Origin of the sequence: Marivirga sp. (assembly GCF_035704835.1) — a bacterium.
Classification (GTDB): domain Bacteria; phylum Bacteroidota; class Bacteroidia; order Cytophagales; family Cyclobacteriaceae; genus Marivirga.
The window spans coordinates 1-25,843 of sequence record NZ_DASSWQ010000055.1 but is presented as its reverse complement, the minus strand read 5'-3'; the positions used below and the strand labels follow the sequence as shown (position 1 = coordinate 25,843).

Sequence of the window (25,843 nt, the reverse complement as noted above, 5' to 3'; positions counted from 1 at the left end):
GTTATAATAATCTAATGAATATTGAAAAATGATATTTACTACTCATTTTTTCAAATTTGAAAAATTTATATTCACTTTAGGCTTAAACTGCTTATTATTATTCAGTGCTTTGAATTATTCAATATTGTCACTGATATTAAATTCAAATCAGTTACTCTACACAGATATAGTTTTAGTCGAAAGTATAGTATGATTTATCAAGTAGACATTGACGGAAGAAGGAAAAAATACTAATTTCGAAGTTAGAATATAGTACGGCAATGCTTCTATAATTTTATTTTGTTAGAAAGTAACTAGACCAAAATCTGTGAGAATAACTTTATTTGTATTACTTCTATCATATGCACACTCAACCTTTGGGCAATCCTCTATAAAAGAAGGGCTTAAAGCCTTTCCTGATACAGTCGGATTAGCATTTGCTGAAATTAAACAACTTGAAAAGAAGGGAAAGATAGAATTCAAACAATTGGATACTTTCTCTAGTGAAGTAAATATCTATTGGGTTAAGATTCAAGAAAAAGATCTTGGAGATGCAGAATACCTATATCTCTCCCAATACTTTGATAGAATTGAGGCCTATTATCCAGGTAATGACCAATCCTTTACATTATCAGGTAGACTAGTTGAGTTTTCAGAGCGCGGATATAAAAAAGGCTTCTATTTAAACGTGGTTAATTTAAAACCAAACAATGGACACCTATACTTAAAGCTTATTACGAACACCGGCTATTCAACCAGCAACAGAACCTTATCTAACATGGAAGCTGTCTCTTCCCAAGAGTTTGAATATAACACCAACTTGACACATGCTATCATCTTATTATTATCAGGAATGGCTTTTATCATCCTTTTGGTTAACTTAATTCTTTTGTACTTAAGACCGAGCCCCACCTTAGCTACTTATATCTTTCTAATCATAATCAGTATTTTGTTAGTAAATGTTGCGCACCAATCTTTTGTAGGGGTTTTAGAGGTGAGTGCCTTTCAGCTACAAAGAGCGGAAATCATACTTAATATTTTAATAACAGGAGTTTATTCTATATTTACTGCCTTCTACCTGAAAGCTTATAAACATTCCAAAATCTTATTCTACGTTTTAGTATTTCCATTCTTTTTAATACAAATTGCTTTCATCAATTTAGATAATAGCTGGTTTCTAAAAGCCAGCTTAGGCTTTTATTTTTTAGTATATTTTATGGCCACCGTGCTTTTGATTTTTAAAGTATGGAAAAAAGAAAAACAAAATTGCATCATTTATTTAATAGCCAATGGTCCTTCAATCGTGGGAGCAATGCTAACAATTCTGGCCGTCAATAATGTTTTACCTAGCACTTTTTTTACTACCTCTGCAGTATACATGAGCCTTTTACTGCGAGATACTATTTTCACCCTCGCTTGGGTGAATCATTATTTCCAACTACAGAAAGAAACTTTAAGTAGTAAATTAGAAATTCAGCAATTAAAAGATGAAAAGAAACAGTTAAAACGGGTTGAGAAATTAAAAACACAATTTTTTAATAACGTTTCACAAGGACTCAAAACCCCTTTATCTCTTGTTATTTCTCCTCTGGAAAGTAGTTTGAAAAATGATAAACTACCTCCTAGGGTTAGAAAAGACCTCCATTTTTCTTTAGAAAACAGCAAAAAGATAGTCCAGCAGGTAGATGAAATGATGGAACTTTCAAAACTAGATGATGCTGAGCTAACTGCTGTTTGCCAACCGACCAATATTAATGTAATTCTAAATGAAATTAAACTTGGCTTTCTGGCGGAAGCACAGCAGAAAAACCAAAAATTTGTGCTTTACCCAACCAAGAAAGATATTATTGCACGGATTGATCAGGATAAATTTGAAAAAATTATGAATATCCTTATTTCCAATGCTCTTAAATACAATGAGAAACCTGGAAATATATACTTTAAAATTGAAAAGGATGAAAATGATTTGAAAGTAAGAATAAGAGATGAAGGGGTGGGAATCGCCTCAAAAGATTTGCCTCGAATATTTGATCGTTATTACCAATCAAAGAAGGCGTCCGAAAAGGGTGGAACTGGTATTGGGCTTTTTATAGTGAAAGAATTTATGCAATTGCACGATGGAACTGTAAAATGCTTTTCGTTACCTGGAGAAGGAGCCACATTTACGCTTATCTTCCCAGATGCAATTGTCGAAGATTTTGACAACGATCTGGATTCAACTATTTCTGATGTGGACAGATCAAAACAAACCATCTTACTGGTTGAAGATGAACCTTTTATGCGCAATTATTTAAAAAAGGAATTGTCCGATTATAACTCTGTAGAAGCTGCAGATGGTCAGAAAGCCTTAAAATTATTAGAAGAAGGTATTCTCCCCGACCTCATTCTTACCGACTACATGATGCCTAATCTTGATGGCTATGAATTAGCGATTCAATTAAAAAGAAATCCGAAATGGATGGACATTCCTATTATTTTTCTTTCAGCAACCAACATGAGTGCCGAAAAAATTAAAGTTCTCAATCTTGGGATTGACGACTATATTGTGAAACCATTTAATGTGGGCGAACTTAAAGTAAGGATTAAAAATGCTTTGAACTTCTCAAACGCTCGGAAAAAACCGCTAAAAGATGAAAAGGATGATTTAGATATTGAAAATTTGCAATCCTTTAAAATTAAACTAGATAATTATATCCTGAAAAATCTAAAAAGTACAAACCTCTCGAATGAGCTTTTAACTAAAAAGCTCCACTTGAGTGAACGTAATTTATTTAGAAAAGTAAAAGCAGTAACAGGTCAAACACCAGCCAGTTATATTCGGGAAATTCGCTTACAGAAAGCGCGCGAATTAATGGATAATCAACCTGAGATGAGAATTGGAGAAGTTGCTCAGGAATGTGGTCTTGACAACCTTGCTCATTTTAGTCAATCATTCAAAAAAAGGTTTGGGAAAACACCTAAAGACTACAGTTCAGTAAATGAATGAAAATGATTATTCTGTTAAAGTCCACATGACTAAAGTTGAAGACAAGGCTATCGCCATTTTGATTACATAAAATCTCTACATTTACTAGCGGAGACCTTCCTTTATAATCATCTCTACGCTTCTTCACAAATTTTCACTCACACTTTTGACTCCTCAGATAGATGTAGGGGTCTTAGCACATTTCGTATATTGACTTAGAATACCTTAGCAAAAAGATAATCAAAAATCTCTTCATGTCCAGCCTTTTTATCCCTCATCATGTATCTTTTTTTTATGAATACACTAAATTCTACGATGAAAAATCATCCATTTGAATTTTGGCAGGAATTTGATAGTAATTGGCAGGAATTCGATAATACCCAAGCCCTTTTAATACCTATTTTTATGCCGTAAATGCTAGCTACAATTAATACTAACTAAGCAGCTAGCAATTTTTACTAACCTGTAAAACACATATTGATGGAAAAATTATTTACAAAATTAATCTTTGTTATAGCCTGCCTTTGGGGCGCTGCACCATGGGCAAGCACAGAATGTCTGGACCGAAGTAGGTACAGCGATTCAGGGAACTGCTAACGAAGGATTTGGCGGAGCTGTTAGCATTTCAGCTGACGGAACTATACTAGCCACTAGTGCACCTAGTTTCGATGCTGGAGGAACTGAATTTTCTCTTCGTGGAAGTGTAGAAATATATGAATTACAAAGTGGCTCCTGGATACAAAAGGGCTCCACTATCAATGGCACAAATGATGGTGCCTCCTTCGGATACACTGTAAGTTTGAGTGATGATGGAACTACACTGGCAATTGGTGCCCCAACTCATTCAAGCACATTTTTCAATGCAGGCTAGGTTCAAATTTATAACTGGAATTCAACTACCAGTGACTGGGATTTAATACAAAGCATAAATGGTGATGCAGAAGGAGATAGACTAGGTACTGCCTTAAGCCTTTCAGGAAATGGAAACGTACTGGCCATAGGTGCTCCGCTTCATGCAGGAGGCGGTAGTGCTCGTGGAAGAGTAAGTGTTTACGCTTGGGACGGAACTGCATGGCAAAGCCGTGAAAATATCGTTGGATCTACAGATAATTCAGGATTCGGTTCTGCAGTCAGTTTGGACTTGGACGGAGATGTTCTGGCAATAGGAGCACCAGATAATGGTGGGGTTAACTTTGAAGGGCTGTTTACCACTTACAGCTGGAACTCTACTAATTATACGAATACGGGCACCTTTAATGGGGCTACTGATCAATCTTTAGGCCAAAGAGTAAGCCTTTCTGATAACGGTAATGTGTTGGCAGTAAGTGCCTTTAACCTATTTACTGGAGGTGCTTCTGTAAGTATTTATAATTATACCACTTCATGGAGTTTACAAGAAACCCTAACTTCAACAATATCTGGCGATAATTTTGGAATTTCCATAAGCATGTCAGGTGATGGTTCCAGATTAGGAATTGGGGCGAATAATAATGTCACTGGAAATGAGAATGGGCGTGCCGAAATATATGAATTCGATGGGGCTAACTGGACGCTTGTAGATCAGGCCATTACTGGCGAAGCAGTTGGAGATGAAGCTGGCTATTCAATGAGTTTATCACAACAAGGTATTTATGCAGCGATTGGGGCACATCTAAATGATGCTGGCGGTGCAGATGCCGGGCATGTTAGGATATTTCAACAGGGCGCACCAGATACGACCCCTCCTACGGTTACGCTTACAACTAGCGCAAATGACCCGACAAATCTTAATCCTTTTCAAATTACCATCACTTTTAACGAAGAAGTAACTGGATTTACTACTGGTGACTTAAGCTTAACTAATGGGACGGATGGAAACCTGATGACAACAGATAATATAGTATTTACTGCAGAAATCACGGCTACGGCAGATGGAGAAGTGACCGTTGACTTGGCAGCAGAACTTGTAGAAGACTTAGCAGGAAACTTGAATTCCGCCTCAAATCAACTTAAACGAGTAGTAGATACTACTGCTCCAGAAGCTGAAATTGCTCTTGAAAACGAAAAATTCAGTTCAGATCCTTTTGAGGTGTATTTTTCCTTCACTGAGGAAGCAACAACATTGGGACTTGCTCAAATTGAGGTACAAAATGCAACTGCTGGCAACCTTCAAGGGCCGAATGCTTTTGGAGACCGCTTTTTATACTTGGCAAACATTACCCCTGATGGCAGCAATCAAGATATCATTATTGATTTGCCTGCTGGGGTAGTGACTGATGCAGCTGGAAATGGCAACTTAGCAGCGGTGCAAAAAATAGTGACTTATGACGTGACTCCCCCAACAGTGACTCTATCTGCCCAAAGCCCGACAACTAGTACTTCATTTCAAGTATCTATTGCGCTTAGCGAGACTGTAAAAGAATTCTTTATATCAGATTTTACAGTGACAAATGGAACAGCTTGCAATATTGTAAGCACGGATCAATTAAATTATACCGTAGAAATCGAACCGGATGTTGATGGAGCAGTGATTGTAGAAGTAGCTGAAGGAGCTTTACAAGATGCGGCAGGAAATGTAAATGCAGCATCAAATCAGCTTGAAGTGAGGTATGATATTACTGGTTCTACAGTTGAAATTACCTCTTCGTCCATCACTTATACCAATACACAAACTTTCCCGATCACAATCACTTTTAATGAAGAGATAACTTGGCTTACAGCTGCTGATTTTATAGTAAGCAATGGATCTGCCGAGAACCTTCAACCCACTGCTGACAGCAAAGTCTTTACTGCAGATATCCGTGCAGCAGCGGATGGAGAAGTGACTTTAGAAATTCCTCTTGGTGTAGTAAATGACCTTGTCGGAAACGGAAACACGGCATCAAACCAACTTAAACGAGTAGTAGATACTACTGCTCCAGAAGCTGAAATTACGCTTGAAAACGAAAAATTCAAGACAAATCCTTTTGAGGTTTATTTTTCTTTCAATGAGGCAACAACAACATTGGACCTTGCTCAAATAGAGGTACAAAATGCAACTGCCAGCAACCTGCAAGGGCCGACTGCTTTTGGAGATCGCTTTTTATACATGGCAAACATTACCCCTGATGGAAGCAATCAGAATATCATTATTGATTTGCCTGCTGGTGTAGTTAATGATGCAGCTGGAAATGAAAACCTGGCAGCCGAACAAAAAGTGGTGACATTTGATAACGTTGCACCGGTAGTAACCTTAAATGAAATTGCACCAAGCAATAGCAATACCCCTGAACTAAGTGGCACTGTAAATGAAACTGCCACTATTGAGTTAATAATTGATGGAAATTCTTATTTTGCTACAATAAGTGGGGAAAGCTGGAACTTAGCTGCAGATGCCTACGGAACGCAAACTTTGGCAGATGGAACTTATGATGTCCAAATAACAGCTACTGACGAAGCCGGAAATGTAGCAACAGATGAAAACCCTGATGCTTTAATTATTGACACTAGCAGTCCTACAGTGACCCTAAATGATTTACTTACCAATAACTCCACACCTACGCTTAGCGGAACCGTAGAGGACGCAAGTTCAACCGTGGCAAGTGTTGCTGTTGAAGTAAACGGAACTTCTTATTCAGCTACCGTTGAAGGCAATACATGGACTGCAAGCCTAACTACAGCTTTAGCAGAGGGTAGCTATGATGTAAGCGTAACAGCCATAGATGCCTTGGGCAATTCGGGCACTGAAGCATTTACAGCTGCACTGACAATAGATCTTACAGGACCTACTGTTACAATAGAAGGCGCTCCTGCCGGAACAATGGGCGAAGCTTTTGGAATAAGCTTTATTTTTAGTGAGGATGTTACAGGATTCGTAGAAGGTGACATCACAATAGAAAATGCTACCTTATCAAACTTTGCTAGCACTAATGCTAAAACCTACACTGCAACTATCACACCTAATGAAAATCTTGCAAGAGGTGCTCAAATCACCATTAATTTAGCTGAAAATATTGCACAAGATGCCGCCAGTAACGGAAATTTTGCTACCACAGAAGTTAGTGTAACCTATTTTTTAAAGTATAGCGGAGGAAATGGAACTGCGGATGATCCTTTTTTAATATCAAATAAAGAAGACCTTAAAGAACTTAGTGATAATTTTGCCATTTACGATTATGAATTTCGCGATGCCCATTATAAACAAACAGCTGATATTGTGCTCCCTGCCGATGTTTATGAACAAGGTGGTCTTTTTCATAACGGGGGGTTTGGATTCAAGCCGATAGACGGCTTTTTTGGTACCTATGATGGAGATAATCATACTATTGAAAACTTAAAAATTCACTCAAATATATTAGGTGCTAGACTAGGGTTCTTTTCATCTGGATTTGCTTCTATTAAAAACTTGTCATTACTAAATATGGATGTAAAATCGACTACATACTCTAATACAACAGCAGGACTTATGGCATCGTTTTCAGACGACATTAGTAGATTCGGGATTACACCTCCATCCAACCCAGAAATCTCAAATGTAAGAATTACAGGGAGGATAGAGGGGAACCATATTGTAGGTGGTTTTATTGGTTTAGCCACAATAAATTCTAGAAGTACAACATTTATTAATTGTGTAAACGAGGCAATAGTGATAAATAGAGAAACAAATTTCGGAACTACAGGTGGGTTTATAGCAATTGCAAGTGGCAATGAAGGTATTACACTTACACAATGCATAAATACTGGAGAGGTTTCAAATGGATATTTGGTTGGGGGCATAATCGGGTCAAGTAGCTCGTCTTTTAGGAATAATGTAAGAATAATTAATTCGTCAAATTCTGGAATTATTAGAGGAACAGAGACTTTTGGTCGTGCTGGAGGTCTAGTGGGACTTTTTTCCGGAAAGATAACAAATAGCTATAATACGGGAGAAATTATATCCCCTTACTGGGCTGGAGGTATCGTAGGGCAATTAACCGGTTTTGAGGGAGAGATAGCTAACTGTTTTAATACTGGCAGAGTGACAAGTTCAGCTGGTCAAGTCGGAGGTTTAGTGAGTATTCACAGTGATAATCAGTCACCAGTGACAAATTCTTTTTGGGATACTAATTTGAGTGAAACTGAAACTTCTTCTGGCGGTGGCACAGCCCTCAATACTTCAGAAATGCGTAAAAGCGAAACTTACACAAATGCGGACTGGGATTTTGAGACCACATGGTTTCACCGTGGTGAAGGTTATCACCCTGTACTGAAATGGCAGGTAGAAAATCCTAAATCCTTTACGGTATCAGGTAAGGTATTGGATAAAGATGGCGCACCCTTTACGGCAGGTACTGTACAAGCGATAAATAGTGACCTTGCAGTAACAAAAACAGAAGCATTAGCTGAAGGCGGAATGTTTACACTTGAAGATATCCCTGGCGATATTCACTCTATTGTAGTAGAACCCAACAATAAGGCGGAATATGCAAAAACCTACTATGGCAATGCCAACAGATCAGCACTTTCCAGGCATGTGATTTCCTCTGTTTCAGGTATTCAAATCAAGATGATAAATGCGACAGATCCTAATCAACTTAATGGTAACGGTATTGTGAATGGAAGAGTAGTTAGAGCCGCAAATGGAGGAGGCCGAATTGTTCAGGGTAGCATCTTGGATGGAGAAGGTCTTGCTAGTGTCACAGTTTTCTTAGTAAGAACCTCAGATCAGGAAACACTGACCCAGGTACAAACCGATGAAAACGGTAACTTTGAGATTACCGGCATCCCGGCAGGCGAGTATCAGCTTCTTTTAGATGTGGCAGGTATTGATATAAACCTGGAAGGCTCTACTTTCACTATCGATGAAGAAGGTACTCCTTTAATTATTTCAGCTGCAGTTAGTGAAGAAGGTGTGGTATTTACCATAGAAGAAGAAGTCTTAGGGATAGAAAATGAAATTAAAGTAGCGGTTTATCCTAATCCTGTAAGAGATTTTGTGAATATTCAAGTGCCAGGCAAAGCCTCCATTCGTGTGATCGATCTAAATGGAGTAGTGGTAAAAGAAGAGCAGTTCACTGATTTCATCAAATTGAATATTGGAAACTTAAACAGCAATATGTATTTCTTAGAGATACGTAATGGCTCTGGAAAAGCAATGAGAAAGTTGATTAAGAAGTAGTCTAATAGAATGATCCCAACAAATCGGGATATAATTCACTTCTTAGCACTATTGATTTTTATAGGGGAGTAAGATTAGGGTAGCTCGCATTGAGCTGCCCTTTTTTTTATAAATAGTTTCATTTCTTGCGCCCATTACCAAAATGAATGAAATAGATTAATGTAATTTTCTACTTATTTTCATTCTATCGTAATGAGCACCGCAATGCCTTTTTTAAGGTTGGAATATTGATTTCACAAACCATTACATTTTGTAAATTACTTTGAATTTACATTTTATCTTGGCTCATTTTCAGGATAGATGTTAGCTTAGCTTCTTTCTAACTTCAATTTAGTAAGGCTTATCCCTCCTACTTATGGAAAAACCAAAAATCTCTTCTCGAAAAGCAATTCATTCTATAGTATGTATCTTTTTTTTATGAATACACTATATTCTTCGATGAAAAATCATCCAATTGAATTTTGGCAGGAATTTGATAATAAATGGCAGGAATTCGATAATAAGTATAATCCCATATGCACTAATTTTAGGATAGTATTTTTTAGTGCAATTTATCATTTACTGCTAAGTCTCTAAATCTTATTGAAAAACTTATACATATAGTTAACTATTTAAAATTTTATATAGGGGAGTAAAGTTAGGGTGGCTCACGTTGAGCTGCCCTTTTTTGTTGACCTTTTTAATAAGCTAAAATTGAAAATAGTAAATCAGGGAAACAGCTTAAATCACAATCTTTTACTTGACATTTATGATTAAAATATTCTATTTATTTAAGCGGTTAATTCACTAACACGCCAAAATTTGACTGGCTATGCTTTACTTCCCCTCATCTTTTGAATAAATTGAAATGGTCTCTTTCAAACCTTAGTGAGGACATTAGGTTTTGAGGAATTGAAAAAAGAAAATACTATTTGTATTCAAGGACAATACAATCTAAAAAAAAAAGGCTGCAAAACAGCCCTTTAAAAATCAAAAAAATGAATCAATTATAATTCTTTTTTAGTATCCCATTTTTCCAAATAGTCTGCTACTCTTCTTACAACCATTCCTCCTAAAGAACCATCCACTACACGATGGTCATAAGAGTGCGATAAGAACATTTTATGTCTAATCGCTATAACATCTCCCTGAGGAGTTTCTAATACAGCAGGTTTCTTTACAATAGCACCTAAAGCTAAAATACCTACTTGTGGCTGCATAATAATTGGTGTACCCATCACATTACCGAAAGAACCTACGTTAGAAATTGTAAAGGTACCGCCTTCTAATTCTTCAGCTTTTAATTTACCATCGCGAGCTCTTTTAGCTAAATCGTTTACTTTATTAGCTAAGCCTCTTATGTTTAATTGATCAGCATCTTTAATAACAGGAACAATTAAATTACCACTTGGTAAGGCTACTGCCATTCCAATATTGATATGTTTCTTCTTAATGATTCTATCTCCATCAACCTGAACATTGATCATTGGGTAATCTTTGATAGCTTTTACGACTGCCTCAATAAAGATAGGTGTAAAAGTCAAATTACCATTTTCCTGCTCTTTGAATGTATTTTTATATTTATTTCTCCATTGCACTACGCCAGTCATATCAGCTTCCACAAATGAAGTTACATGCGGGGAAATACGCTTAGAATCTAACATTCTACCCGCAATCATTTTACGCATTCTGTCCATTTCTATAATCTCATCATCAGCAGAAATGCTAACTGGAACACCTTGTGGAGCAGGTTGTGCTGCTGCGGCAGGTTTCGAACTTAATGCAGATTGAGAAGCACTTTGAGCAGGCTGGCTAGCTTTTGCTACAGAAGCCTCACCTCTATTATCTAAATAAGATAAAATATCTTTCTTAGTTACGCGTCCTTCTTTCCCTGTTCCGGAAATAGACTCTAATTCTTCCATCGCTACATTTTCTTCCTTAGCAATGTTTCTTACTAAAGGAGAATAGAAACGTCCTGACTCAGAACGGGCTGCGATATCGTGACCGTTATTTTCTGTAGCTGCGGATAAACTAGTTTCAGCAGTTGCAGTTGCAGGTGCGCTGCTTTCAAGATTTTCTGATTTCACTCCAGTATTATCGCTTCCGGCAGAAGTTGCTCCTTCCGTTTCGATAATAGCGATTGGCTTACCAACAGCTACTATATCTCCTTCTTGAACTAATATTTTCTTTAAGACGCCAGCTTCTAAGGCAGGAACTTCAGTATCCACTTTATCAGTGGCTACCTCCAATACTGATTCGTCTTCTTCAATAGTGTCACCCTCTTTCTTCAACCAGGTAAGCACTGTTGCTTCCATTATACTTTCACCCATTTTGGGCATTACCATTTCTACCGTTGCCATGTATTAATTAGTCGTTTATTGAAATGAAAAAACTTTTTGAAATATAATCAATTTTTCAAAAGGACGCTTTCCTTTATACTTTCTATAGAAAACCTGTATAGTTTTATATAGCGATTGAAACAAATAATATTTAACTATCTGCTTTATTAAAAACTGAAACCTGACAGATTTATTAATTAAAAAACCAAATCAAATTTGTACAAAATTAACATTTATAAACTTTTTCTCAATTATTTTGAGCTTAAAGTTTGCCGAACCAAATTTAATAATGAATTAGAGGTGATTTCGATATTACCTCCTCTATCAAATTGGAAATGATACAATTTAGTTTGGGTATTCTTACCATCTGCCAAAGCTACCCAGGTGGTACCTACTTCTTTCTGGTCAGTTGCACCTCCAGGCCCTGCAATTCCACTGGTTGAAATACCAATATCAGCACCGAAAAGTTCACGGACGCGCTCCGCCATTTCAATTACGGTTTCTTCACTGACTGCACCGTGCTTTTCAAGAGTTTCTTTTTTTACACCCAGAATATTAATTTTCAAATCATTATGATAAGGATTAATTCCACCACGATAATATGCTGAACTTCCTGCATTAGATGTAATCAAATGGGCTATGTATCCTCCAGTACAGCTTTCTGCGCATGCTATTGTCAGGCCTTTTTCTATAAGCATCTCTCCTATCTTGGCTGGTAGATTACTATCATCAATTCCATAAATATACTTACCGATCTGTTCATAAAGTTTGTCTACTTCCTGGTCAATCAGCTTTTGTAAATGCTTTTCATCCTCACCTGAAGCGGTCAAACGCATTTTTACTTGATTTAAACCAGGCAAATACGCTAATTTTATCTCTTTAGGAAGATTATTTTCCCAATCCTCTAATTTTTCTGCTAAAATACTTTCCTGAATTCCAACGGTCTTCACCATTTTATGAATCAAAATCGGTGTTTTATAAATTTCTTTGAATTTAGGAATGATGGTATCTTCCATCATATATTTCATTTCCTTGGGTACGCCAGGCATGGAAATAAATACTTTATTATTCTTCTCGAACCACATTCCTGGTGCAGTACCGTATTTGTTTTCAATTGGAGTACATTTTTCCGGTAATTCAGCTTGACCTTTGTTCAGCTCATTCAACTCTCTCCCTCTTTTAGCAAATCGTTCTTTCAAGTCTTCCAAAATGTCTTCATGAAGTTTCATTCCAGAATTGAAATATTCTGCCAGCAAAGGTTTTGTTAAATCGTCTTTCGTGGGACCTAAACCACCTGTTATGAGGATAATATCAGCATTGGCTTCTGCTTCTTCAAAGGCTCGCATCATGGAATCTCGGTTATCGGCAATAGTCACCTTTCTTTTTACTCTGATACCCAATTTATCTAATTCAGCACTTATAAAATGGGAATTGGTATCTAATGTTTGGCCATATAATATTTCATCACCAATAGAAATAAGTTCTGCAAAAATATCTTTCATCTGTATTTAACTGTTTTTAAGTTGCCACATGGAATTCAATAAATTTTATTAATCCTCGGTTGATATATTAGGGATTCTAAAATTTATATGCATTTCATGTAACTAGAATTTTTTAACGATTTATGATAAATAATAAGGAAGCCTCTTGTTTCCCTTTTCTAATAATCAAATAGTAGGCTCCTTGTTTCAATTCGGAAATATCAATTGGCTGAATTTGCAAAGAAGATTTATTAATTTCAGACCTCAGCAATTCTTTACCCGTAGCATCAATAATACTGAAATTATCAAATTGATAAGAACCGTTGCCACGCAAATAAATGATTTTATCAGCTGGATTAGGATAAATGGAGAAATAAGATTTTAGTTCTTCTTTACTCCCCAGCAAAGGATCATCATATACTATAATTATTTGTTCCGCTTGCCTGCTACAACCCAAAGAATCTGTTACAGACAATTCTAATTCAAATACGCCTGCTTCCTCAAATATGTATTCTAAAACCTGATTATTCCCAATTTCCACATTATCTAACAACCACTTCCAGGAATTAGCTGATTCAGAAAGGACCTCCATTGTGACCGAACTTTCATAAGCTAAATTTAGGGTATCCTGAGATAAAGAGAAATCTGCTGTTAACGAACTCATATAAATAGGGACTTCAACAGTTTCTGAGGGTTGAATGTTGTTGACATTAACAGCATAAATCTTGGAATCAGTTTCAATTTGAGGAAGTGTGATAGATGAACCTTTTCCCAAAAATTCGTTCAAATCAGCATCAGCGTAAAAATAAACAGCATCGGAATTGGTTGCTGAAATAGTAAGACTTTGATTTTGACATACATAATAATCTTCAAATTGAGGAAGTTCACTTATAGTAGTTTGGAAAATTGCCGAGTCTATGCAGCCAGCTTCAGAAATTGCTATCAGTTTTAAACGGTCTTGGTTCAATCTTTTCAAATCGAAAGAAATCTCATTTTCTGTCCCCAAAGTATCATTTCCTATCATCCAGACCAGATTAGTAGCGTAGTTACTTTGACTTGTGGCTAATCCCAGCATTTCAGTACTGGTTGAATTTAAATCCAACTTAACGTTCATTTTAGCTATAATGGGAACAATGCTTACTTCTACCTTAATTAATTTGGATGGGTATTCCCCAGCTTCATTTCTTACAAAGAAAGCAGTATCTCTTCCTAATTCTTCCCTTACAAATTCAGCGCCTTTAAAAAGTTGCTGCGTCATTAAACTATCTTTATAAATTGTTATTTCATTTAAATTAGGGTCACTAATTCTTAAAGTAGAATATTTGCAAACTTCCTGATTAGCAATTTGTGGTTTGGGAGCTCGAAATGCAGCTACAAAATTTTGTGTGAGCGTATCAGAACAGCCTTGTGTATTCTTTACGATAAGTTCAACCGTGTATTCACCGCTTTCCTCCAATGTAATGGTCGGATTTTGATTTGTAGAGGTAAATCCATTACTAAAAGTCCAGGCCCAACTAACGGCATTTTCACTCTGACTTACAAAACGATATGAATTAGCCACTTCCGGATCTAGTAATAGAACTTCCTGTGGCACTATAAATGAAGCCCTAGGTTTGGTAATGGATATTACATACCGTTTTCGGACGGATTGAATTCCAATTGAATCAATTTCTGTAACGTAAAAAACCGTATCGCTACTTATTGTGCCTGCTTCAAAAGTATTCCCTCGATAAAGTGCCGTATCAACTGTTGGGGAAGCAAAAACTTCTATTGAACTGTCTATTCCAGCTTCAATTATTGGAGATTCATCTTGACAAATAAAAATTTGCTTGCCAAAAGGTGGAGCTAGATTAGTTAGTGAATCTTTTTCGCGTGCTCTATTCGCTAATTCTTTCAATTCCTGCAAGCTATTGGCTTTTAATAATGCGAAGGAAAACGACTGCACACTTGCAGAAGGAAAATTAGGAATCATCAACCCATGCAATCCTCCTACATTATTTCCGCCTGCCAACTGGCCTGATTGTCTTTTTGAAAAAGGGTTTTGCAATGCATTCTGAACCACAGCTTGCTTTAGGCTATCATTTTCTAAATCGCTCGTATGACCATTTGCATTTGCCATATCGAAGGCATAAAAAAGAGAGTCTTGATGACCAAAAAAGCTTAAGCCCACATACTCATTCTGAGCTTCATTATAAGCGTAAGAAAGTTGATAAGCACTATCATAAGCAAGTTTGTCATCTAATTTATCCGATAAAGCATAGTCTGTGAAAAGCGCAAAGTAAACAGAATCGAAATTAGTTGCACTCCTGTTTTGAAGTCTATATTGGTGGATTAGAATACCTTCTTCATCAGTCCAACCTAAAAGCCTTTGATCGATGAAAATATCCAATGGATTTGAAGTAGTGTCTTGCTCTTTGAAAATACTTCTTACATCAAAATCTGCGGTAATATCATCATAGCGTTTCAAGGACTGAAAACTTTCAAAATCCTCTTGGTATTGATAAGAATTAGCATCTACCAAGGTATTTCTTCTCATTTGATTGTTGCCAGCCTGAAGCACCAACCCCATATGGTCAATTACGCTACTTCCCTGGAAATTTACCGCATAATTTGAAAATGGTGTACCTTGGCTTCTACCCATATTGCCAGTGGCTGTAAAACCAAATTTCCAATTATTAAATTGAAACAAACGGATTTTAGGGCTACTTTGTATTTGAAAAGATTGGTAATCACTGTAGAACGCTCCTTCGAATAAGATTCTAAAGTTCAAAGGCTCCCCCTCGGGCAAATCTTCCGACAAGATCACTTTAAAAGTATTATTTTGATTGGTGATTTTCTGTAAAGTGCCTAATTCTGGAATTGCAAAATCCCCTTGTAAAATAGTTACATAAGGACTTGAAGAAGTCAGGTTTACATTGACATTTTGAGTGCTTTCCAAAAAATTAGTAAATTCAACTGTAATGGCTAAAGTATCTCCAAAATAGGCAGCTTCTTCCAATCCATTGGTATAGTCAAGATTAGAAATTCTTATGGAGGGCGTATCAAAATCTGCTATCGCGCTCAACACATTTAATCTTCCTTTACCGAACTTATATTGATAATCACTATTGTTAGCAATATCATAAATATCATCAGAACTTACTCTTAACTGTTCCATCACTTGTTGCGCATTCCAAGCTGGAAAAACGGAACGCACTAAAGCCGCAGCCCCTGCCACCATTGGTGCAGCATAAGATGAACCACCATCTCTTGCATAAGCATCTCCATTTTCTGTCGTGTATATCGCAGAGCCAGGCGCAACTATATCAATAAAATCGCTGTAAGTAGCATTTGAATTTCGGCTGTCATCAGCATTTACAAAACCCACCGATAAAACATTATCATAAGAAGCAGGAAAGAAATCCAAATCAGCGTTAGTATTTCCTGCAGCAGCAACTATCACCACATTTTTCTCAATGGCTGCATAATTGATGATATCCTGTGCAAATTGAGAATATCTACCACTGTTTCCCCAAGAAAGATTGATGACATCACAGCCCTTATCAGCTGCATAAATAATGGCTTCATAGCTATTTCGAGAAAAGTTATCTTCAGTTTGGAAAATTTTAATCGGCATGAATTTAGTGTTGAAGCCTACTCCTGCTATTCCGATGTTGTTATTCGTAGCTGCCGCAGCGATTCCCGTTACGCCTGTTCCGTGTGTACTCCCATCCGATTCAGGAAAATTATCATTATCCGCGAAATCCCAACCGTAATAGTTGTCAATATAGCCGTCATTGTCATTATCAATTCCGTCTATTGGATCTCCTTGATTTAAATATAAATTGTCTACTAAATCTTTGTGATCTAAATCAGCGCCAGTATCAATTATACCAATCACCATATTCTCATTGCCTTGGGTGATATTCCAGGCATCATAAACATTAATTTGGGCCAAGTGAAATTGTGCTCTCCCAAATTGGGCCTCAGGGTCATTTGGAACTAAAAGTGGTTTTACGTTGGGATATTGTTCTGCATATTCAATATTCTCATGACTTAACAAATAATCGATATAATCTCGCTCCGAAATATCATTATTGACTTCTATTTTGTATAAACCATCTAAACGACTCTTTTGTCCTTTCCTGTTTAAGGCGTTCTGCTTTCCAATATTCTTAATATTAATTACACTTCCCTCTTTCCTGAGTTTATCGACACTCAAGAAATTTCCGCTAACTCTGCCAGAAAACTGTTCATCACTCTTGAATTTCACAACAATTAGCCCTGGAACATAATCCTGGGCAATGGATTGTTGAAAAATGAAAGCTATTAAAAAGAGTGATAAGAGGTATTTCATAACGTGGTTTAATTTCCAAAATTCAGTAAATACCTTCCTTCCAAAGAAAAGCATTTTCTCACTTCAAATCTTAAATGTATATTTACCTTTAAGAATATAACACAAATTTAAAATAATTATCCATGAGTTTATACGAAAAGCACAAAGACACTTTAAAAAAGGCAATAGATGCTGTTCATGATCGCTCTTTTTACGCGCAATATCCCGAACATCCGTCTCCCAAAATTTACGGTGAAACTGCTGATAAAGATGGTCAAGACAAATTTAAGGCTAGCTTAGATAAAAAATTCGAGGATTTACTTCAATCTGATCCCGAGGCTTGGATAGGTCAGGAAGAATCTCCTTATATGCAAAAGCCTTTAGGGATTTTATATCCTTCTTTCAGCGCTGAAACATTGATTGATAGAGCCCAAAAAGCATGGACACAATGGAGAAATACTTCCATTGATGACAGAGCCGCCATCTTGGTAGAAAGTTTGGATAGATTCAAAGATCGATTCTTTGAAAATGCTTATGCCACCATGCATACTACAGGCCAAGGTTATATGATGGCGTTTCAGGCATCAGGACCTCATGCTGCTGACCGTGCAATGGAAGCAGTTGCCTTTGGATACGATGAGTTGAAAAGATTTCCTGAAAAGAAATTCTGGGATAAGCCAATGGGTAAGTTCAATGTACAATTGAATAAGAGCTGGAAACCAATGCCTAAAGGATTAGGCTTGGTAGTTGGATGTAGCACCTTCCCAACTTGGAATTCAGTTCCTGGACTTTACGCTTCCTTAATCACTGGAAATCCATGTATCGTAAAACCACATCCAGGTGCAATCTTGCCAATGGCTATTGTAGTAGCTGAAATTCAAAAAGTATTAAAGGAAAATGGAATTGACCCGAATGTTTGTCAATTAGCTCCTGATACTTATGACAACATGATTACTAAAGACTTAGCTGAAAATAAAGCGATCAAATTAATTGATTATACAGGAAGCGCTGCTTTTGGTGATTATTTGGAAGGTTTAGAAGGGAAAACCGTTTTCACTGAAAAAACAGGAGTTAATTCTGTAATATTAGATTCTGCTGAGAATATTGATAAAGTAGCTCAAAACTTAGCCTTTTCAGTTTGTTTGTATTCAGGTCAGATGTGCACTTGCCCACAAAACTTCTTCATTCCAGAAGGCGGAATCAATACTCCTGAAGGAAAAGTAAGCTTTGAAGAATTTGCTCAAAAACTAGCGGATAATATCACAGGATTAGTAGATAATCCTAAAGCTGGACCATTTGTACTAGGAGCAATTCAAAATCCGAATACTCTAAGCCATACAGAAGATGCTAAAAGAATGGGTGGAAAAGTTTGGTTAGAAAGCAAAACGATAGAAAACCCAATGTTTGAAAAAGCGCGTACTGCTACTCCTATTGTAGTCGAAATGGATGCTTCTGATGATGATAAATTCACTAAAGAACTATTTGGTCCTGTTGTTTTACTTATCAAAACAAAGGATACCAATCAGTCAATAGATTTAGCAGCAAGCTTAGCTGAAAATTATGGAGCTATTTCATGCGCTGCTTATACAACAGATGAAACGACTAAAAATCTCATAATGGATAAAATGGGAATGGCTGCTACTTCTGTAAGTTTCAATTTAACAGGAGCAATACATGTTAATCAAAATGCTGGGTTCTCCGATTTTCATGTAACAGGCGGAAACCCTGCAGGAAATGCCTCCTTGACAAACCCTGAGTATTTAATTAAAAGATTTACCTGGGTTGGTTTTAGAGAACCTGCGGAAGGATAAGTTTAAGTTATATAGTAAAAAACCTGAGTTTAAAAAGCTTGGGTTTTTTTATAACTAAATTTTTTTAAACACTAAAAATAATGTTTTTAAAATATACCCCTCGAATTGCTAATCTATATTCGAAATCAATCTTGATATTCTTAGTATAATACAAACTCTGTAAAATTACGCATTATCCTCAAACCTACTATTAGCAATATACTTATTACAGATTAGAAAAACACTTAGACATAAAAACCCTTATATTAGCAAATATTCAAAGACCAACTTAAAATCCTTAAAATCTCATAGATTGAAATTTGCAACTAATCTCATTACATCTTCTATTTATCGAAAACATAAATCTTAATATAGTACTATACAGTATAATCTTATATCATTGTATAATTTCATCATCGTCCATTATTCTTAATCAAGTTGTAGCAACATCGAGAAGTCTACAAATTTTTAAATCTATGATTATGGATACGTTAAATATCTAACTGGTCGAGGACAATGAGGCTGATATTCTTATTACACAAGAAATACTGAATTATGGTGGTATTTTAAATTCGCTGAATTCGGTAAGCACTGCAGAAGAAGCTATTTTATATTTAAATAAAACTACTCCTTTCCAATGGGTAAAAAAGCCTGATCTAATTTTATTAGATATTAATTTACCGAGAGGCAGCGGATTTGGTGTATTATTAGAAGCCAAATCAAACCTTGCATTAATGGATATTCCTATTATTATTCTAACATCTTCCACCTGTCAATATGATAAGGAATTTGCTATGAAAAATAATGCAGATTTCTACATGGAAAAACCATTAGAAATAGCCTTATTCAAGAAATTCTTAGAGGAAAATGAATCAAAGAAAAACAGCATGCATGACACTAAATTCTAAATTATTTAGCACCCAATGAATTATTAGGCCCTATATTCATTTCAGATAATGTTTTACCTCCTTTTATACCAAAGTCTAATGTTCTGATTGGGAATGGTATGGTAATATTAGCCTCATCAAATGCATCTTTTACAGCCATTATGGCTTTTGATCTCATTTCAAGATAGCTTGGATTGTCAGGGAATTTTATCCAAAATTTAATTTCAAAATTAATGGAGCTGTCACCAAATTCCTTATAAGTAAATATCATATCCTCATGACGAATAACCCCTTCTAAATTTTTAAGAGTATCCAATACCAAATCATGCACTTTATGAAGATTTTCGCCATAAGAAACCCCAACAGCCAAATCAATTCTTCTTTCTCCTAAAACAGAGTAATTGGTAATGGGATTAGATAAAACATCTTTATTGGGAACATATACTTCTTGCCCTTGGTAGGTTCTTATAACAGTTACCCGTAAATTAGTTCTATTTACAATTCCCATTAAATCACCCACTTGTACAACATCATCTATCAAAAATGGCTTTCTAAATGCTAAAATGACACCCGATACAAAATTTGCTGCTATATCTTGGAATGCAAAACCCAAAGCTAATCCAACAACTCCCACCCCAGCCAATAGTGAGGTAACTGCCTTATCCAAATTCAGAATACCTAGGATGATAAAAAGACCTATACCTATCATGGCATAATAAATAATGGTCGAAAATAGATTTTCAAGTGCCTTATTATCTGATGATTTCCTGAAAACTTTTATGAATAATTTTCGAACCAGCCTTGACAATACAATAAACACAATAAATAATATGATGGAAAGCAACATATTAGGAATCATTTCAACTAACATTTCCATCCAGGAATCGAGTTTAGCTGTTACGATTTCATTGGTCCTTTAAATTCGTTTTTGACTGAGTCTAATTTATTCTCTTGCATCTTTCTAGGCAGAATTTTAACTAATCTAAATCTTAAGTTCCTATTTATTTACTTAAAACCAAAATATTTTCTTATCATTAAAAATGTGCTACGATGTCAGCTATATGACCCAAAAGAAAAAAAAATATACCAAGCGCCATCCTGATAAAGATTTGAGCGCATTGGAAGTGTTTTTTGATGAAAAAGAAAATCCAATCAACCCAATTTTTCATATTACAGGCTTCGAGCATCCTAAATTACCAGTGATTACGAATCAAAATCCCGATGAGTTTAATTTGTTTCAATGGGGATTAATTCCCTCATGGTCAAAAAATGAGCAACAAGCTCACGATATTCATCATAAAACCATCAATGCTAGAGGTGAAAGTATGTTTGAAAAACCAGCTTTTAGAAAAGCTGCGCACAACAATAGATGTATCATTATGGTGGACGGTTTTTTCGAACACCATCATAAGCAAAACCAATTAGTTCCTCACTATATTAGTTTAAAGGATAAAAACCCCATTAGTTTAGCTGGAATTTGGGAAGAATGGGAAAATCCTGACAATGGAAATAGAATTTCTACCGTAAGCATTGTCACTACTAAGGCGAATCCCTTAATGGCAAAAATACACAATAACCCTAAATTAAAGGAAGCTAGAATGCCATTGATTTTACCCGAAGAACTAGAATCAGAATGGTTAATGGAAATGAAAGATAACATCAGCGAGAAACAAGTGAAAGCACTGATTCAGCCTTTTGATGATAAACTCATGCAAGCCTGGCCTGTTAAATCTGTAAGAAGTAAAAAAAGCAAATCCCAAACTGCTGATATTATTTCAATCCACGAACCAGGTGAACAAATGGGCTTATTTTAAAAAATACAATGCCATAATTCGAAAGTATTCTAAATACTACTACCAAAGCAAACTAACCAATCAATAAAGTTTTTTTCGCAACTGTAATTTTTAGTATTAAAATACACTTGCATACATTTTTGAACTAAGTATCTTTGACTTTTTAAAATCTTAAGTCTGTAGTCTTATATGAACAATTGTTTTTCAACCAAAAAAACTCCGTCATTGGTCTTCTACGTTCTATGTTTTTGCCTATTCACATTCTCTAAGAAGGTTTTCGGTCAAGAAACAGAGGAAGATGTTTCTCAGTATTTTGATGATGCAGGAATTCAAGAGGCTAAAAACATTCTTAAAGTAGACATGATGTCTATTATTAATGGAGATTATCAACTCCTTTGGGAACATCGATTTGCAAAAAAAGTATCTTTTGAACTTGGATTAGGAAATGTAAGTAATAAAGGATTTAGAGGAAGATTTCCCGAATTTATAACGGGCATTCCTGCTCATGATATTTCGTACAGTCGATTAAGTTACGCCATTGCATTAAAATTCTATCCTGCAGGAGTTCCCGAATATTTATTCTACAGTATAAATTACAGAAAACGTCCTTATTTGGGAGCTGATGTTTATGACTTTTATTTAGGTTCAGGGTATCAATTTATTCTTAAAACACGATTGACTTTTGCAGCAGGTATAGGAATGGGCTTCCGAAATATTCAAGCAAACACTGACCCAGCTGTCGTGAGCAGTGGATTTTCTACATTTTTCCCTTTACAATTATCCATTGGATACATTCTTTAAACTTAAACACTTAACATTTTATACACATGAAGAAAATTACTATTATCTATTTGGCTTTAATCCCTTTGATTTTTACCACTCTAAAAGCACAAACGGTAAGCCAGAACATAATAATTGGAGATGAAATAAAGCAATCCTTCAAAAATGGTTTCTATGATCTAGAAATTTTGACTGATGACGAAGAATATTTTTATGCATTGGAAATTCCTTTTACTGCTGTTTATAGCATGTCTATAGGTGGAAGTAAAAAATATGCTATAGCAAAGTATAATTTAGAAAATCTTCAACCTGTAAAATCGGTACCATTAGAATTAACCTTTGAAGGAAAAGATAGAAAATATGAATTTATAGCAGTTGTGGGAGGAGAAATTTATCTCTTCACTTCTTTCCAAAACCAAGAACAAAAAAAGACTTATTTATTTGTAGAAAATATTGACAAAAATACGCTTGAAGCCAGCAAATCATTAAGGAAAATAGCTGAATTAGATTATTCAGAGTATAATAGATATAAATTCGCTCAATTCGAACATTCGATTTCAGAAGATGAATCAAAAATTATGATTCGCTATAATCTTTTGGATAAAGGTAATTCAATTATAAATGGAGGATTTAAAGTATTTGATAGTAACCTTAAGGAATTACTAAAGTATGAGGAACCTTTACCATTAAAAGAAGATGCTATATTTACCTTTAGCGGATATGAAGTATTGAATAATGGAGAGGTAATTATATTGGGTAAGTATTTTGATGATAAAAGAAGCCTAAAAAATTCAACCAAAATGAAAAAGAAATATTTTCTTTTTGGTCCTAGAGTTTCTAGAAGATACCCTAACTATCACTATCAAGCATACCATATCAATAGCAGAAATCAATTATTAGGGTATTCTTTTGATGATTTTGAACATTATATTACTGATTTGATAATTGGAAGTAGTCCTTCAAATGAAATAATTGCTGCAGGACTTTATTCAGATATTGGAAAGATGAATGTGAAAGGAACCTTCACATGTGAGTTGGATACTGAAGACAATAAAATGACCAATATCCAATTTAATGATCTCGACTTTAACTATTTAACTAAAGGATTATCCGAAAGAGAAAGCTCTAAACTTAATAAGTTATACCAATCAAAAAAGGAGTTTTCAACAAACTTCTTTGCTTTAGAAGATTTAGTATTCTATGAAGACGGAAGTTATGCATTATTAGCTGAGCCATTTTATTCAGATTATGTAGTGCGAGGAAATCAACAAACTGGTTTTTACACTGTATACAGATATCAATTTAAAAATATCTGGGTATTAAAACATGATAAATCCGGTGAATTAGAATGGAAAAATAAAGTGATAAAACGTCAATATGTAGAAGATGGGGCTATTAAATATGCCTCATATGGAGTTAATTCTTTCGATGATAACATTCAATTTATGTATAATGTAACGCAACCTGGCATTTTTACTAAATACGGTAATCCTAAAAAAGCGAGCTTACATCAAACTATTATAAATGAAAATGGAGAATTGAGTACAAAAATGATCCTACAAGATCAAAGAGAAACCCTACCATTTTATAATAGCGATTTAAAAGAATTAAAATCAGGTGGTGTTTTAATATTCTCTAATAAAGGAAGAAATTATAAATTTTTAAGAGTTAAAAATTAATTAAAAACATAAGAGCATCTTTCAGGAATCATGAAGGATGCTCTCTTTCTTCTACCGTATCCAAAAAATACAACTATTAATTTAGCCTTCAGTCCCCTTCTGATTCATACTTCTCACAGCTCTTTCAATACCAGCTGGCGTTAAAGGAAACATTGGTATTAGTTGCTTTATAAGCTGAATAGTATAAGTATGAGGCCAATATTTAATAGGTTCTGGATTGAGCCAAACGCATTTCTTGAACTTTTGAGGGATAGCCTTCAAACTTTCGATACTCAAAGTATTAATTTCATACGGTGCCATGGCAGCATCTCCCATTATAAAGACTCTGTATTCCTTACTATGATTTAAAAGTTTTTCAATCGAAATGGCTTTGGTTCTTCTTTCATCGGAATACACTCGATCATAGATGGTATTATGAAAATAATAGACTTCCAAATCGTGGGCAAATCTAGTGCGCATTTTTCTAAAAAGATTTTGTACAGAACGAACATAAGGTGCCATAGAATAGCCTCCATTATCTATCAATACAATGATTTTAAGTTCCTCATTTTTCTCACTTGACATTTCAGGAAGAAAAAGTCCCCCTCTCTTCAAACCAGATTTAATGGTTTGTGGTACATCCAATTTTTCTGTTGCACTTTCTTCAATCACTCCTTTGATGGACGCCAAGGCTGCATCTATATTATTGTCATTAAGCGTGGAATCTCTATCGATAGGAAAATAATTTTTATCACCCATTACTTTTCTAGCCATCCGGCCTCCGCCCTGACCTCCTACCCTAATTCCATTTTTAGCTGCGCCACCATGACCATAAGGAGAAATTCCTCCAGTTCCAATCCAATGACTACCACCACCGTGTCTGGTTTTCTGTTGCTCTCTAACTTTTTCCATTCGCTCAAGCAATTCTTCTAATGACAACTCAGAATAATCAGCCATCTTATCCAGCTTTCTATTGGGTATTTCATCGTCATCATTTATAGGGTCTGTATCTTCCTGATCAGGATTATCCTTATCCCAGATTTCTTTACCAGAAACCACTTCTTTAATATCATAACTGGTTAAGTGCACTTGATCCAGAAAAGTGCTTACTAACTCTTCATTGGTAAAATCTTTATCCGCTTCTTCTATATAATCTGTCTTCCATTTTTTAAAGGTTTCAGACCTGAGCATAGCATCCTCAAGTGTCTGCCCTGCTTGGATGGGAATGTGTAGAAAGTAAGCGTAATAGGCTTTGGTAAAAGGTCCCATATCTGCAGGCTCCTTAACAACTATCCCTTTCAGCACATTATAAATATCGCCCAGCGTTTTAATGAGCCCTTTCTGCATTGCTTTTCTAAGCAGAAGCAAGGTACGGACATCCGCTTTAAGACCGTGTTCTCTAAAATGTTGTGGTAAAGTGCTAAGCATATATAAAGATTGCTATTTTGGTAGAGATAACAAAAAGCTGAGCAATGAATTCCCTTTTGAACTCCATAAAGATTGAAATATTGATTACGATAATCAATATAAAAATAAGATGAATAAAAAACCATTCACAAAACTGTAAATGGCTTTAAATAAATAATTAAAGAAATTAATTTAAAAAACTATCTCTTTAAATGGGATCAATCTGAAAATCTGGGGAGAAGTATTTTTCAAGCATATATTTTAGAGAGTCTGTAAAGGAAAAAGGATACGTTTTTCACACCTCTGAATTGGGAGCGAAAAGCTTTTATCTTGGCATTGAATGATTCAGCTGCTG

The 25,843-nt window shown here is 35.5% G+C and carries 13 protein-coding genes; 7 read left to right on the top strand and 6 right to left on the bottom strand.

The genetic code is table 11. The annotated features are described in order from the left end of the window. Positions 1-307 precede the first annotated feature (307 nt). The gene (locus VFM92_RS08800) at positions 308-2,965 is read left to right on the top strand and encodes an ATP-binding protein (RefSeq protein ID WP_325121840.1); all 2,658 of its coding nucleotides are present in this window, start codon (positions 308-310) and stop codon (positions 2,963-2,965) included. Between the two features lie 697 nt (positions 2,966-3,662). Here the strand turns inward: VFM92_RS08800 and VFM92_RS08795 are convergent. After that, positions 3,663-3,788 (bottom strand): hypothetical protein, encoded by a 126-nt coding sequence (locus VFM92_RS08795; RefSeq protein WP_325121839.1) that lies wholly within the window; start codon positions 3,786-3,788, stop codon positions 3,663-3,665. 291 nt (positions 3,789-4,079) lie between these two features. Between VFM92_RS08795 and VFM92_RS08790 the strand changes: the two genes are divergently transcribed. Further along, the gene (locus VFM92_RS08790; protein WP_325121838.1) at positions 4,080-9,059 is read left to right on the top strand and encodes an Ig-like domain-containing protein; all 4,980 of its coding nucleotides are present in this window, start codon (positions 4,080-4,082) and stop codon (positions 9,057-9,059) included. Between the two features lie 986 nt (positions 9,060-10,045). Here the strand turns inward: VFM92_RS08790 and VFM92_RS08785 are convergent. The 3 genes from VFM92_RS08785 to VFM92_RS08775 all read right to left on the bottom strand — a co-directional run bounded on the left by VFM92_RS08785 (position 10,046) and on the right by VFM92_RS08775 (position 17,194). After that, on the bottom strand, positions 10,046-11,398 hold the full coding sequence (locus VFM92_RS08785) for a dihydrolipoamide acetyltransferase family protein (protein WP_325121837.1): 1,353 nt from the start codon (positions 11,396-11,398) through the stop codon (positions 10,046-10,048). A gap of 230 nt (positions 11,399-11,628) precedes the next feature. Further along, positions 11,629-12,879: a competence/damage-inducible protein A gene (locus VFM92_RS08780; protein WP_325121836.1), complete on the bottom strand. Its 1,251-nt coding sequence runs from the start codon at positions 12,877-12,879 to the stop codon at positions 11,629-11,631. A gap of 112 nt (positions 12,880-12,991) precedes the next feature. After that, positions 12,992-17,194: a S8 family serine peptidase gene (locus VFM92_RS08775; protein WP_325121835.1), complete on the bottom strand. Its 4,203-nt coding sequence runs from the start codon at positions 17,192-17,194 to the stop codon at positions 12,992-12,994. A 122-nt stretch (positions 17,195-17,316) separates the two neighbouring features. On the opposite strand from VFM92_RS08775, the gene paaN reads away from it, so the two are divergent. Further along, positions 17,317-18,984 carry a phenylacetic acid degradation protein PaaN gene (gene paaN / locus VFM92_RS08770; protein WP_325121834.1) on the top strand — a complete coding sequence of 556 codons (1,668 nt, stop codon included), beginning with the start codon at positions 17,317-17,319 and terminating at the stop codon, positions 18,982-18,984. Between the two features lie 482 nt (positions 18,985-19,466). Further along, entirely contained in the window at positions 19,467-19,871 is a 405-nt protein-coding gene (locus tag VFM92_RS08765; protein WP_325121847.1) for a response regulator, read from the top strand. Between the two features lies 1 nt (position 19,872). Here the strand turns inward: VFM92_RS08765 and VFM92_RS08760 are convergent, their stop codons facing one another. Continuing rightward, positions 19,873-20,727 (bottom strand): mechanosensitive ion channel family protein, encoded by an 855-nt coding sequence (locus VFM92_RS08760; RefSeq protein ID WP_325121833.1) that lies wholly within the window; start codon positions 20,725-20,727, stop codon positions 19,873-19,875. A gap of 184 nt (positions 20,728-20,911) precedes the next feature. On the opposite strand from VFM92_RS08760, the gene VFM92_RS08755 reads away from it, so the two are divergent. The 3 genes from VFM92_RS08755 (at position 20,912) to VFM92_RS08745 (ending at position 24,102) form a co-directional block, all read left to right on the top strand. Further along, positions 20,912-21,664 (top strand): SOS response-associated peptidase, encoded by a 753-nt coding sequence (locus tag VFM92_RS08755; protein ID WP_325121832.1) that lies wholly within the window; start codon positions 20,912-20,914, stop codon positions 21,662-21,664. Positions 21,665-21,832: 168 nt separating this feature from the next. Then, positions 21,833-22,444: a hypothetical protein gene (locus VFM92_RS08750; protein WP_325121831.1), complete on the top strand. Its 612-nt coding sequence runs from the start codon at positions 21,833-21,835 to the stop codon at positions 22,442-22,444. Positions 22,445-22,470: 26 nt separating this feature from the next. Beyond that, on the top strand, positions 22,471-24,102 hold the full coding sequence (locus VFM92_RS08745) for a hypothetical protein (protein ID WP_325121830.1): 1,632 nt from the start codon (positions 22,471-22,473) through the stop codon (positions 24,100-24,102). Positions 24,103-24,183: 81 nt separating this feature from the next. Here VFM92_RS08745 and VFM92_RS08740 read toward each other — a convergent pair whose 3' ends face one another. Continuing rightward, on the bottom strand, positions 24,184-25,509 hold the full coding sequence (locus VFM92_RS08740; protein WP_325121829.1) for a hypothetical protein: 1,326 nt from the start codon (positions 25,507-25,509) through the stop codon (positions 24,184-24,186). Between the last annotated feature and the right edge of the window lie 334 nt (positions 25,510-25,843).